The organism is Streptomyces recifensis, from assembly GCF_002154615.1.
GTDB classification, from domain to species: domain Bacteria; phylum Actinomycetota; class Actinomycetes; order Streptomycetales; family Streptomycetaceae; genus Streptomyces; species Streptomyces griseoluteus.
On record NZ_MUNH01000135.1, the window covers coordinates 1 to 13294 of the forward strand.

The window sequence follows — 13294 nt, forward strand, 5'->3', positions numbered from 1 at the left end:
AGGAGTAGTGCACGTCCAGGTTGCCGAGCGAACTGGACCAGTAGTCGGCCGAGTTGCCGTCCTTGGAGGGCTTGTCCATGAAGCGCAGCGCGGCCTTGCCGAAGCCGGGCTTCACGATGCGCTCACCGATGAGGTAGTCCCCGGTGTCGGTGGCGTTGCCCGCGTGCCACTCGACCATCGTGCCGAGGATGTCCGAGGTCGCCTCGTTCAGGCCGCCGGACTCACCCGAGTACGTCAGCGCGGCCGTCTTGGAGGTGACGCCGTGCGTCATCTCGTGCCCGGCCACGTCCAGCGCGACCAGCGGGCCGAAGGTGGTGCCGTCACCGTCGCCGTAGGTCATGCAGAAGCAACTGTCGTCCCAGAAGGCATTGTTGTAGTTGCTGCCGTAGTGGACGCGGTTGTACGAGCCCTTGCCGTCGCCCGCGATGCCGTTCCGGCCGTGGACGTCCTTGTAGTAGTCCCAGGTCTGGTCGGTCCCGTACTGGGCGTCGACGGCCGCCGAGGCGCGGTCGGCGGTGGCGCCGGTGCCCCAGTGGTTGTCGGTGTCGGTGAACACCGTGGAGGGGGCGCGGCTCAGGCAGATCCCGAGGATGCACAGGTCGGTCTTGTTGGCCGCGTCACCGGTGTAGGTGTTGCCGCGCGTGGCGTCCTTGAGCTGGTACGCCGAGCCCGACTGGGTCGTCTCCAGCGGAACCGTGCCGCTGTACAGCGACTTGCCGTCGCCCGCCGCCGTCTCGATGCTGTCCCAGGCGTCGATCCGGGCGCCGGTGCGGGCGTCGGTCAGCACGGTGCGGCCCACCGGGTTGCCCAGGGTGTCCAGGCCGACCGCGTTGGTCCGCCAGGCCAGTCTCGGCTTGCCGTGCAGGGCGTCGACGACCAGCTCCGGCTTGGCCTTCGCCCGCGTCAGCTTCCGGGCGCTGGCGGAACGCAGCGCGTCCACCGCGATGCCGGCCGCCTTCGCGCCGGTCAGCTTCGGTGTGACGGTGGGCAGTTCGAGCGCGGCACGGGTGGCGCGGTCGGCGCCGCGGTAACCGCCGCCGGAGTTCAGGTGCACCACGAAGTCCCCGCCGAGCACGGGGAGGTGGCGATAGGTGCGGTCGTAACGGACGTGCTGCGTACCGTCCTTGTCGACGATCACGTCCCGGACGCTGGTGCCCTGGTCGGAGGTGAGGCCGAGGCTCGCGGCGTGCGAGACGAGAAGGGAGGCCGCGTCCGCGAGTGTGGTCGCCCGCTTCGGCCCGGTGTCGGCCCGGGCGGCGGGGGAGAGGGCAGTGACCAGCAACGTCGCCGCAGCGGCGGCGGCAGTGGCGGTGGCAATGCGACGGGACCCGCGGACGTGCTGCCGTATCCGGCTCATCGGTCTCCTTGGGTGAGGCGCCTACGAGGCGTGGGGGTGACGCTGATGTCCTAGAGATTTAAAGGGGCATGACATGTCATGTCCATAGCACCGTCAGGGGGGCTGATGGCGTTCTCGTGGAGATCCCCTGCGGGGCGTGACGACGCGTGGAGATCCCTCAGGGGACCGGCGGCCTAAGGGGCGCTCGCCAAGGCCCGCTGGATGCCCCGCTCCCGTGGCCCCAGGAACTGCGGGGACGGGCGGAAGGCCGCGTCCAGCGCCGCCTTGCCCGCCGCGAAGACCTCCCGCGTGCCGCCGTAGTACCAGGTGGCGTCGTGCCGGTCCTCCACACCGAGGCCGTACGACGAGACGCCCGCCGCCTCGCAGAGGGCGACCGCACGGCGGATGTGGAAGGTCTGGCTGATCAGAATGGCTCGGTGGACGCCGAAGACACGGCGGGCGCGGACGCAGGAGTCCCAGGTGTCGAAGCCCGCGTAGTCGCTGACGATGCGTTCGGCGGGGACGCCGTGGCGGGCGAGGTAGGTGCGCATCGCGCTCGGCTCGTCGTAGTCCTCGCGGCTGTTGTCGCCTGTCACCAGGACCGCCTCGATGCGGCCGGCGCGGTACAGGCGGGCGGCCGCGTCAAGGCGGCGGGCCAGGTACGGGGACGGACCGCCGTTCCACAGGCCCGCGCCGAAGACGACCGCGACCTCGGTGCGCGGCACGTCCGCCGCCGTGCGCAGCCGGTCCGCCGTGGAGGCGTACAGCCAGGTCGACGGCAGCAGGGCGAGCACGCACCCCGCGACCACGCCCCGCACCAGCCGTCGGCGCCCCCGCACCGTGCGCGGCAGCCTCGGTCGGCCGATCCTCATCCCGCCCCCTGTGTCCGATCCCGTCCCGGAGGACGTCGATCGCGGCCGTGCGGTTCACTCCGCCCCGGCAGAACGCCACAATCCCGTCACCCCTGCCGCGCGATGTCCGTACCGGCGCTTACTGTCATGGCATGGAAGGCACCGCACACCCCTCGGCCTACGACCCGACCTCCGTCGAACGCTGGGCACCCGAACCCGACAAACGCCCTGGCCGCACCGCCTTCCAGCGCGACCGCGCCCGCCTCCTGCACTCCGCCGCGCTGCGCCGCCTGGCGGGCAAGACCCAGGTCGTCACGCCCGGCACCCGCACCCCGGCATGGGACGCCACCCCCCGCACCCGCCTCACCCACTCCCTGGAGTGCGCGCAGGTCGGCCGCGAGCTGGGTGCCGCCCTCGGCTGCGACCCCGACCTCGTGGAAGCCGCCTGCCTCGCACACGATCTCGGCCATCCCCCCTTCGGCCACAACGGCGAGCAGGCGCTGAACGAGTTCGCGGACGACATCGGCGGCTTCGAGGGCAACGCCCAGTCCCTCCGGCTCCTCACCCGCATCGAGCCCAAGCGCTTCACGCCCGAGGGCTCCGTCGGCCTCAACCTCACCCGCGCCACCCTGGACGCCGCGACCAAGTACCCCTGGCCGCGCGGCGCCCACCCCACCGACCCGGCGTCCCCGAAGTTCGGCGTCTACGACGACGACCGCCCCGTCTTCGACTGGGTGCGCAAGGAGGCCCCCGGCACCCGCACCTGCTTCGAGGCCCAGGTCATGGACTGGTCGGACGACGTCGCGTACTCGGTGCACGACGTCGAGGACGGCCTGCACGCCGGCCACGTCGACCCCGACTGCCTGCACGCCACCCCCGAACGGGAGGCGGTCTTCGAGGTCGCCATCGGCCGCTACGTCCCCGCCGACACGGACCCGGCCGAACTCGCCGAGGCCCTCGACCGGCTCCAGGACCAGGAGTGGTGGCTGCACGGCTACGACGGCACCGCGGTCGCCCAGTCCCGGCTCAAGGACGCCACCAGCCAGCTGATCGGCCGCTTCTGTCTCGCCGCCGAGACCGCCACCCGCGCCGCCCACGGCACCGGCCGCCTCACGAGATACGGCGCCGAACTCGTCGTACCCCGCGAGGCGCGCATGGAGTGCGCGGTGCTCAAGGCGGTCGCGGACCGGTACGTGATGCAGCGGGCCGAGCAGGAGCTGCTCCGCGCCGATCAGCGCATCGTCGTGGCCGAGCTGGCCGAGGCGCTCACCCTGCGCGCGCCGGAGGGGCTGGAACCGCAGTTCAGGGCCCTGTTCGACGAGGCGGTGAGCGACCACGCGCGCAAGCGGGTGATCGTCGACCAGATCGCGTCGCTGACCGACGCGTCCGCCCGCACGCTGCACGCCAGGCTCACCGGGCATATGTAGCGGGTACATGACGGGGGGTGGCCCGTTTCCGGCCATCCCCTCTTCCCGCACCACGCCGCGTGCGGGACGCTCGCCTGAAGGCGGCATCGTTACGAGGAGGCATCAAGTGGTCGACGCGGATCAGACGTTCGTCATCGTCGGAGGCGGGCTCGCCGGAGCGAAAGCCGCCGAGACGCTCCGCGCGGAAGGGTTCACCGGCCGCGTGATACTGATCTGCGACGAGCTGGACCACCCCTACGAGCGTCCGCCGCTGTCCAAGGGCCACCTGCTCGGCAAGGAGGAGCGCGACAGCGTCTTCGTCCACGAGCCCGCCTGGTACGCGCGCAACGACATCGAGCTGCACCTCGGCCAGACCGTCGACGCCGTCGACCGCGCGGCCAGGACCGTCCGCCTCGGCGACGACGGCACCCTGATCCGCTACGACAAGCTGCTGCTCGTCACCGGTGCCGAACCCCGCCGCCTGGACGTCCCCGGCACCGATCTCGCGGGCGTCCACCACCTGCGCCGCCTCGCCCACGCCGAGCGCCTCAAGGGCGTGCTGGCCGCCCTCGGCCGGGACAACGGCCACCTGGTGATCGCGGGCGCCGGCTGGATCGGCCTGGAGGTGGCCGCGGCCGCCCGCCAGTACGGCGCCGAGGTCACCGTGATCGAGCCGGAGCCCGCCCCGCTGTACGGCGCCCTCGGCCCGGAGCTCGGCAACCTCTTCGCCGAGCTGCACCGCGAGCACGGCGTCCGCTTCCACTTCGGGGTCCGGCTCACCGAGATCATCGGCCAGGACGGCATGGTCCTGGCCGCCCGCACCGACGACGGCGAGGAACACCCCGCGCACGACGTGCTCGCCGCCATCGGCGCCGCTCCCCGCACCGGCCTCGCCGAGGCGGCCGGCCTGGAACTGGCCGACCCGGCCGTGGGCGGCGGCATCGTGGTCGACGAGCGCCTGCGCACCTCCGACCCCGACATCTACGCCGCCGGTGACGTGGCGAACCTCCCGCTCCTCGGCGGCCGGCTGCGCGTCGAGCACTGGGCCAACGCCCGCAGCGGCGGCCCGGCAGCGGCCCGCGCGATGCTCGGCCAGGACGTCACCTACGACCGCGTGCCCTACTTCTTCTCCGACCAGTACGACCTCGGCATGGAGTACAGCGGCTGGGCACCCCCCGGCTCCTACGACCAGGTCGTCATCCGGGGCGACGCGGGCAAGCGCGAGTTCATCGCCTTCTGGGTGCGCGAGCGCAGGGTGCTCGCCGGGATGAACGTGAACGTGTGGGACGTCACAGAGCACATCCAGCGCCTCATCCGTTCCGGCGCCGAGGTGGACGTCGAGGCCCTCGCCGACCCGCACGTCCCGCTCGCGGACCTGGTGATCTGAGAACCGGGCGCGCGGGGAGTGTCCCCGGACCCCCGTAGAATTCATCCGTGGCAGGACGGATCAACGACGAGGACGTGAAGGCGGTACGGGACGCGGTCCCGATCGACGCCGTGGTCTCCGAGTACCTCCAGCTGCGCAACGCGGGCGGCGGCAACCTCAAGGGCCTCTGCCCCTTCCACGACGAGAAGTCGCCGTCCTTCCAGGTCAGCCCGAGCAAGGGACTCTTCCACTGCTTCGGCTGCCAGGAGGGCGGCGACACCATCACCTTCGTGATGAAGGTGGACCACCTCTCCTTCTCCGAGGCCGTCGAGCGGCTGGCCGGCCAGGCCGGCATCACCCTGCGCTACGAGGAGGGCGGCTACAACCCCGCCCACCAGCGCGGCGAGCGCATCCGCCTGGTCGAGGCCCACAAGATCGCCGCCCAGTGGTACGCCGAGCAGCTCGCCACCAGCCCCGAGGCCGACACCGGCCGGGTCTTCCTCGCCGAGCGCGGCTTCGACCAGGCCGCCGCCGTCCACTTCGGCGTCGGCTACAGCCCCCAGGGCTGGGACCACCTCACCCGCTACCTGCGCGGCAAGGGCTTCAGCGACAAGGAACTGATCCTCTCCGGCCTCGCCCAGGACGGCCGCCGCGGCCCCATCGACCGCTTCCGGGGCCGCCTGATGTGGCCCATCCGGGACATCGGCGGCGAGGTCGTCGGCTTCGGCGCCCGCAAGCTCTACGAGTCCGACAACGGACCCAAGTACCTCAACACCCCCGACACCGCGATCTACAAGAAGTCCCAGGTCCTGTACGGCATCGACCTGGCCAAGCAGCACATCGCCAAGTCCAGCCGGGCCGTCGTCGTCGAGGGCTACACCGACGTCATGGCCTGCCACCTCGCCGGGGTCACCACCGCCATCGCCACCTGCGGCACCGCCTTCGGCGGCGACCACATCAAGATCCTGCGCCGGCTGCTGATGGACAACGGCTCGGCCCGCGTGATCTTCACCTTCGACGGCGACGCGGCCGGACAGAAGGCCGCGCTGCGCGCCTTCGAGGACGACCAGAAGTTCGCCGCCGAGACCTACATCGCCATCGCCCCCGACGGCATGGACCCCTGCGAACTCCGCCTCGCCAAGGGCGACGAGGCCGTCGCCGACCTGGTCCAGCCCCGCACCCCGCTCTTCGAGTTCGCGCTGCGTCAGATCGTCGCCCGCTACGACCTCGACACCCCGGCGGGCCGTGCCGCCGCGCTGGACGAGGCCGCGCCGGTCGTCGCCCGGATCAAGAACAGCGGTGCCCAGCACGAGGTCGCGGTCGACCTCGCGGGCATGCTCGGCATCCTCGACACCCAGTTCGTGGTCAAGCGCGTCGCCCAGCTCGCCCGCTGGGCCCGCGACCGCGGGGGCAAGGGCGGCGCCGCCCCGCAGGCGCAGTCCCGCGCCCCCCAGCAGAGCTGGGAGGCAGCGCCCCGCGCCACCGGCGGCCCCGCCCTCACCCTGCGCAACCCGGTCTACGCGACCGAACGCGAACTCCTCAAACTCGCCCTCCAGCGACCGGAGCTGGTCTCTCCCGCTTTCGACGCCTACGGCCTGGACGAGTTCACCGCACCCCCCTACGCGGCCGTCCGCCAGACCATCGCGGAGGCCGGCGGCGCCGAGTTCGGCACCCAGGACCCGCAGGAGTACGTCGTCCGCGTCCGCGAGGCCGCCCCCGACGACACCGTCCGGGCCATGGTCACCGAGCTGGCCGTGGAGACGATCATGCGCCGCACGGTGGACGAGACGTACGCGGGCATGGTGCTGGTGCAGATCAGGCGCCGGGCCGTCGCCCGCCGCCTCACGGAGCTGCAGTCCACCCTCACCCGCCTCGGCAACACCGATCCGGCCCAGTCGGCGGCCGTCCAGAACGAGATGATGGTGCTCACCCGGTACGACCGGGCGCTGCAGCACGAGGGTCCGGCCGCTCTGTAGACGGCCCCCCTCGCGCCCCTGGGATCACCACGCCGTCACGGACCGGAAGCAAAAAGTCACCGCACGACTCTCGTGGCGAAGATGTGTCGTACCCCACACTGGGGGCGGTGCCCGAGTCCCCGGAGCGCAGGCCGTCGACTTCGCGCTCCGCCGCGCCGCTGCCGCACACCCCCCGGAGCAGCGATCATCCTGGAGGTCGCCCCCGTGCAGACCCACACCCTCACGCAGATGGGCCGCAGCGCCCACGGCGGTGCCGAGCCGGGCCTGCTCGGGGCCGTGCCCGCGCAGAGCCATGGCGACCCGGCGACGGCCCCGGAATCCGCGCCGCCGGACGCCGCCGAGCCGCCCGCCGAGGCGCTGACCGGCGACGACGAGCCCGTGACCCCCGTGCCCGGCGCCTCCCGCACCGAGAGCGGCGGCCCCTCCGCCGACCTGTTCCGCCAGTACCTCCGTGAGATCGGCCGCATCCCCCTGCTCACCGCCGCCGAGGAGGTCGAACTCGCCCGCCGGGTGGAGGCCGGGCTCTTCGCGGAGGAGAAGCTCAGCACCACGCCCGCGCTCGACAGCGGGCTCGCCCTCGACCTGGACCGGATCGTCGTCATGGGCCGCATGGCCAAGCGCCGCCTCATCGAGGCCAACCTGCGCCTCGTCGTCTCCGTCGCCAAGCGGTACGTCGGGCGGGGGCTGACCATGCTCGACCTGGTCCAGGAGGGAAACCTCGGCCTCATCCGCGCGGTGGAGAAGTTCGACTACGCGCGGGGGTACAAGTTCTCGACGTACGCGACGTGGTGGATCCGGCAGGCGATGTCGCGGGCGCTCGCCGACCAGGCCCGCACGATACGGGTGCCCGTGCATGTGGTGGAGCTGATCAACCGGGTGGTCCGCGTGCAGCGGCGCATGCTCCAGGAGCGGGGGTACGAGCCGACCCCCGAGGAGGTCGGCGCCCAGCTCGAACTTCCGCCGGAGCGGGTGCGTGAGGTCCTGCGCCTGGCGCAGGAGCCCGTGTCCCTGCATGCCCCGGTGGGGGAGGAGGACGAAGTCGCCCTCGGGGATCTGATCGAGGACGGGGACGCGGCAAGTCCGGTGGAGTCGGCCGCGTTTCTGCTGCTGCGGCAGCATCTGGAGGCTGTGCTCTCCACCCTCGGGGAGCGCGAGCGGAAGGTCGTCCAGTTGCGGTACGGCCTGGCGGACGGCCGCCCGCGCACTCTGGAGGAGATAGGCCGCCTGTTCGGTGTCACGCGGGAGCGGATACGGCAGATCGAGTCCAAGACCCTCAGCAAGCTCCGGGATCACGCGTACGCGGATCAACTCCGGGGCTATCTGGACTGATTCCGGCCTGTCGCGCGGTCCCTCCGCCCCCCGGGGAACCGCGCGACAGCCTCTCTTCTAGTCGACCTCGGCCACCGCCTGCGCGAACTGGGCCTTGTACAAACGGGCGTACGCACCATCCGCCGCCAACAGCTCGGCGTGCGCGCCCTGTTCCACGATCGACCCGTTCTCCATCACCAGGATCGTGTCCGCGTCCCGGATCGTGGAGAGACGGTGGGCGATGACGAACGACGTACGGCCGTCGGCCAGCTTCGCCATCGCCTTCTGGATGAGAACCTCGGTCCGCGTGTCCACGGAACTCGTGGCCTCGTCCAGAACGAGGATCACCGGCTCGGAGAGGAACGCCCGCGCGATCGTGATGAGCTGCTTCTCACCGGCGCTCACCCCGGTCCCCTCGTCGTCGATCACCGTGTCGTACCCGTCGGGCAGCGTACGGACGAACCGGTCCGCGTGGGCGGCCCGCGCGGCCTCCTCGATCTCCCCGCGGGTGACCTCCCGCGAGGCCCCGTACGCGATGTTCTCCGCGATGGTGCCGCCGAACAGCCAGGTGTCCTGGAGCACCATGCCGATCCCGGCGCGGAGGTCGTCGCGGGACATGGTGCGGATGTCCACCCCGTCGAGGGAGATCCGGCCGCCCGTGACGTCGTAGAACCGCATCAGGAGGTTGACCAGCGTGGTCTTGCCCGCGCCGGTCGGGCCGACGATGGCGACCGTCTGGCCCGGCTCCACGGTGAGCGACAGATCCTCGATCAGCGGCTTCTCCGGGTCGTACCGGAAGGACACGTGGTCCAGCTCCACCCGGCCGCGCCGCTCGGCGGGACGCGTGCCCGGCACCGGGTCCGCCTCCTGCTCCTCGGCGTCCAGCAGTTCGAACACCCGCTCCGCCGAGGCGACACCGGACTGCACCAGGTTGGCCATGGAGGCGACCTGGGTCAGCGGCATCGAGAACTGGCGGGAGTACTGGATGAACGCCTGCACATCACCGATGGACAGCGTGCCCGAGGCCACCCGCAGACCGCCGACGACGGCGACCAGCACGTAGTTCAGGTTGGACACGAACATCATCAGCGGCTGCATGACCCCGCTGTGGAACTGCGCCTTGAACCCGGCCTCGTACAGCTCGTCGTTCTGCTCGGCGAACTGCTTCGCCGACTGCTCCTGGCGGCCGAACACCTTCACCAGGGTGTGCCCGGTGTACATCTCCTCGATGTGGGCGTTCAGCGTGCCGGTGGTGCGCCACTGCTGCACGAAGTGCGGCTGGGACCGCTTGCCGACCCGCGTGGCCACCACGAAGGACAGCGGCACCGTCACGAGCGCGACCAGCGCGAGCAGCCAGGAGACGTAGAACATCATCACCAGCACGCCGATGACGGTCAGCACCGCGTTGATCAACTGGCCCATCGACTGCTGGAGCGTCTGCCCGATGTTGTCGATGTCGTTGGTGGCGCGGGAGAGCACCTCACCGCGCTGCCGCTTGTCGAAGTAGGACAGCGGCAGCCGCGACAGCTTGGCCTGCACCTGCTCGCGCAGCCGGTACATCGTGCGGTTCACGGCCCGGTTCACCAGCCGGGTCGCCACCGCCATCAGCAGGCCCGCCACCAGGAAGACCCCGAGCGCCAGCAGCAGCACCCGCCCGACCGCGTCGAAGTCGATGCCCTGGCCGGGCGTGAAGTCGGTGCTGCGCAGCATGTCCGCGACGGAGCCCTGGCCCCGCGCGCGCAGCGAGTCCAGCACCTGCTCCTTGGAGGCGCCCGCGGGCATCCGCCGGCCCACGATGCCGGCGAAGACCAGGTCGGTGGCCTGGCCGAGGATCTTCGGGCCGATCACGTTCAGCGCCACGCTGATCACCACGCAGGCCAGCAGCCCGTAGATGGTGAGCCGTTCCGGCCGGAACTGGGCCACCAGCCGCTTGCCCGAGTTCTTGAAGTCCATCGACCGCTGGTCGGGGCCGCCCCCGGCCATCATGCGTCCCATGGGACCGGCCATCAGGCGGCCTCCGCTTCCGTCAGCTGGGAGAGCACGATCTCCCGGTACGTCTGATTGCCCGCCATCAGCTCGTGGTGACGGCCGGAGCCCACCACCCGGCCCTCGTCCAGCACGATGATCCGGTCCGCGTCACGGATGGTCGCCACCCGCTGGGCCACGATCACCACCGTGGCGTCCGCCGTCTCCCGGCCGAGCGCCGCGCGCAGCGCGGCGTCGGTGGCGTAGTCGAGCGCGGAGAACGAGTCGTCGAAGAGGTAGATCTCCGGGCGCTGGACCAGTGTGCGGGCGATGGCCAGGCGCTGGCGCTGACCGCCCGACACATTGGTGCCGCCCTGCGAGATCGGCGCCTCCAGACCGCCCTCGAGCCGCTCCACGAACTCCTTGGCCTGCGCGGTCTCCAGCGCGGCCCACAGTTCGTCGTCGGTGGCGTCCGGCTTGCCGTAGCGCAGGTTGCTGCCGACGGTGCCGGCGAACAGGTACGGCTTCTGCGGGACCAGGCTCACGGTGCGGGCCAGCAGGGCCGGATCGGCCTCGCGGACGTCCACGCCGTCCACCAGGACCGCGCCCTCGGTCGCGTCGAACAGCCGGGGGACCAGGCCCAGCAGGGTCGACTTGCCGCTGCCGGTCGAGCCGATCACGGCCGTCGTCTCGCCAGCGCGCGCCACCAGGTCGATGGAACGCAGCACCGGCTCCTCGGCGCCCGGATAACGGAAGCCCGCGTTCCGGATCTCCAGGTGTCCGTGCCCGCGCAGCTCGGTGACCGGCGCCGTCGGCGGCACGACGCTGGACTCGGTCTCCAGCACCTCCTGGATGCGCTCGGCACAGACCTCCGCGCGCGGCACCATCATGAACATGAAGGTGGCCATCATCACGGACATGACGATCTGCATCAGATAGGCGAGGAACGCGGTCAGGTCACCGATCTGCATCCCGCCGCTGTCGATCCGGTGCGCGCCGAACCACACCACGGCGATGGACGACACGTTGACCACGGTCATCACCATGGGGAACATCAGCGCCAGCATCCGGCCGGTGGCGAGCTGCATCTCGGTCAGGTCGCCGTTGGCCTTCCCGAACCGCCCCTGCTCGTACTCGTCGCGGACGAAGGCGCGGATGACGCGGTTGCCGGTGATCTGCTCGCGCAGCACCCGGTTCACGGTGTCCAGGCGGGTCTGCATGGACCGGAACAGCGGCCGCAGCCGACGCACGATCAGCATCACGCAGATGCCCAGCACCGGCACCACCGCGATCAGCACGGCGGACAGCGGCACGTCGAGACCGAGGGCCAGCACGATGCCGCCGACGCACATGATGGGCGCCGAGACCATCAGCGTGAACGTCATCAGGACCAGCATCTGGACCTGCTGCACGTCGTTGGTCGTACGGGTGATCAGCGACGGTGCGCCGAAGTGGCCCAGCTCCCGCGAGGAGAAGGACTGCACCCGGTCGAAGACCGCGCCACGCAGGTCCCGGCCGAGCGCGGAGGCGGTACGGGCGCCGAAGTACACGGCGCCGATGTTGCAGACGACCTGGACCAGCGAGATGCCGATCATCAGGGCGCCGAAGGTGAGGATGTAACCCGTGTCACCCTCCACGACACCGTTGTCGATGATGTGCGCGTTGAGGGTGGGCAGGTACAGCGTGGCGCTGGTCTGGAGGAGCTGGAGCACCACCAGCAGGGCGATGGGTTTCTTGTAGGGCCTGAGACAGGTCCGCAGAAGTCGTATGAGCACGCTTGTCTCTCGGAGTCGGCGGTGGGGCGGTGGAACTGCCCCTGGCCCTATCGTCGGGCACTCCACCGGTGTTACCTCAACCGATTAACCCATCGGGTGCCCCGCCGGCCCCGGCCGGTATGCGCGGTTACGCCCCGAACGCCCCCGGATGCGTCTGCTCCCGCACGGCCACGTACTGCTGGCGCACCGCCTGTCCCACGGCCAGGTCGTCACCCGGCTCCAGCACCTGCGCGGCCGCCCCCTGCCAGGCGGGCGGGGTACGCGGGTCCAGAGTGCCCTGCGCGGCCCCGAGCGCCCACGCGGCCTGGCGGGCGGCGCCGATCGCCGCGTAGTCGGCGGGCTGCGGCACGACCACCTGCACCCCGAACAGCGAGGGCGCCATCGCCTGTACGGCGGGCAGCTCGGCGGCCTGCCCCAGCAGGAAGATCCGGCGCACCGCGACCCCCCGGCCGCGCAGCACGTCCAGCGCGTCCGCGAGCCCGCACAGCATGCCCTCGAAGGAGGCCCGCGCCAGGTGCACCGCCTTCATCGACTCCCGGCGCAGCCCGGACAGGGTGCCCGCGGTGTGCGGCAGGTTGGGGGTGCGCTCGCCCTCCAGGTAGGGGAGCAGCACCAGGCCGTGCGAGCCGGGCGTGGACTGCAGCGCCAGCTCGGAGAGGGCCTCCAGGCCGGGCAGGCCCAGCAGTTCGGCGGTGCCGCGCAGAGCGCGTACGGCGTTCAGTGTGGTGACCACCGGCAGGTGCATGCCGGTGGCGTCGGCGAGGGAGGTGATCATCCCGGTCTGGTCGGCCAGCGCCTCGGTGTGCACGGCCATCACCGACCCGGACGCGCCCAGCGAGACCACCGCGTCGCCCAGGCCGATGCCGAGGCCGAAGGCGGCGGCCATCGTCTCGCCCGTACCGGCGGAGATCAGCAGCCCCTCCGGAGTGGTGCCCGCGGCCTCGGCCGGGCCGATCACCTCGGGCAGCGCCACCTGGTGGCCGAGCGCCAGCTCGACGAGGTCGGGCCGGTAGGCGCCGGTGGCGGCGGACCAGTACCCGGTACCCGAGGCGCCGCCCCGGTCGGTGGTCCGGCGCACCGGCCGCCCCAGCAACTGCCAGACCAGCCAGTCGTGCGCCTGGAGCAGTACGGCGGTACGGCTGGCGTTCTCCGGCTCGTTCTTCGCCAGCCAGCGCAGCTTGGTCACCGGCCGCGCGGCCTGCGGCACACAGCCGACCGCCTGCGCCCAGGCCTCGCGGCCGCCGAGCGCGTCGATCAGATCGGCGGCGGCCACCTGGGCCCGCTTGTCCGCCCCGGCCATGGCCGGGCGAA

General features: G+C 71.6%; 9 protein-coding genes. 4 read left to right on the forward strand and 5 right to left on the reverse strand.

Annotated elements, in window-relative coordinates:
- A partial coding sequence (locus CCN33_RS08820) for a M4 family metallopeptidase (protein WP_086692922.1) occupies positions 1–1357 on the reverse strand: 1357 nt, incomplete at its 3' end.
- A gap of 173 nt (positions 1358–1530) precedes the next feature.
- A complete protein-coding gene (locus CCN33_RS08825) occupies positions 1531–2208 on the reverse strand; it encodes a SanA/YdcF family protein (protein WP_086692924.1) in 678 nt (225 codons plus the stop codon).
- 131 nt (positions 2209–2339) lie between these two features.
- On the opposite strand from CCN33_RS08825, the gene CCN33_RS08830 reads away from it, so the two are divergent.
- From CCN33_RS08830 to CCN33_RS08845, 4 genes are all read left to right on the forward strand, one after another.
- Positions 2340–3614, forward strand: coding sequence for a deoxyguanosinetriphosphate triphosphohydrolase (locus CCN33_RS08830; protein ID WP_086692926.1), 1275 nt, complete (start codon positions 2340–2342; stop codon positions 3612–3614).
- Positions 3615–3720: 106 nt separating this feature from the next.
- Positions 3721–4980, forward strand: a complete 1260-nt coding sequence (locus CCN33_RS08835; protein ID WP_086692928.1) for an NAD(P)/FAD-dependent oxidoreductase — start codon at positions 3721–3723, stop codon at positions 4978–4980.
- Between the two features lie 47 nt (positions 4981–5027).
- Entirely contained in the window at positions 5028–6935 is a 1908-nt protein-coding gene (gene dnaG / locus CCN33_RS08840) for a DNA primase (protein ID WP_086692930.1), read from the forward strand.
- Positions 6936–7016: 81 nt separating this feature from the next.
- Positions 7017–8264, forward strand: a complete 1248-nt coding sequence (locus CCN33_RS08845) for an RNA polymerase sigma factor (RefSeq protein ID WP_401125659.1) — start codon at positions 7017–7019, stop codon at positions 8262–8264.
- A 57-nt stretch (positions 8265–8321) separates the two neighbouring features.
- Here the strand turns inward: CCN33_RS08845 and CCN33_RS08850 are convergent, their stop codons facing one another.
- From CCN33_RS08850 to CCN33_RS08860, 3 genes are all read right to left on the reverse strand, one after another.
- Positions 8322–10250 (reverse strand): ABC transporter ATP-binding protein, encoded by a 1929-nt coding sequence (locus CCN33_RS08850; RefSeq protein WP_086692932.1) that lies wholly within the window; start codon positions 10248–10250, stop codon positions 8322–8324.
- Positions 10250–11983: an ABC transporter ATP-binding protein gene (locus CCN33_RS08855; RefSeq protein ID WP_086692934.1), complete on the reverse strand. Its 1734-nt coding sequence runs from the start codon at positions 11981–11983 to the stop codon at positions 10250–10252. The genes CCN33_RS08850 and CCN33_RS08855 overlap by 1 nt, the downstream gene beginning before the upstream one ends.
- Before the next feature lie 127 nt (positions 11984–12110).
- Positions 12111–13294: xylulokinase (locus tag CCN33_RS08860; protein WP_086692936.1), on the reverse strand; the 1184-nt coding region annotated here is incomplete at its 5' end.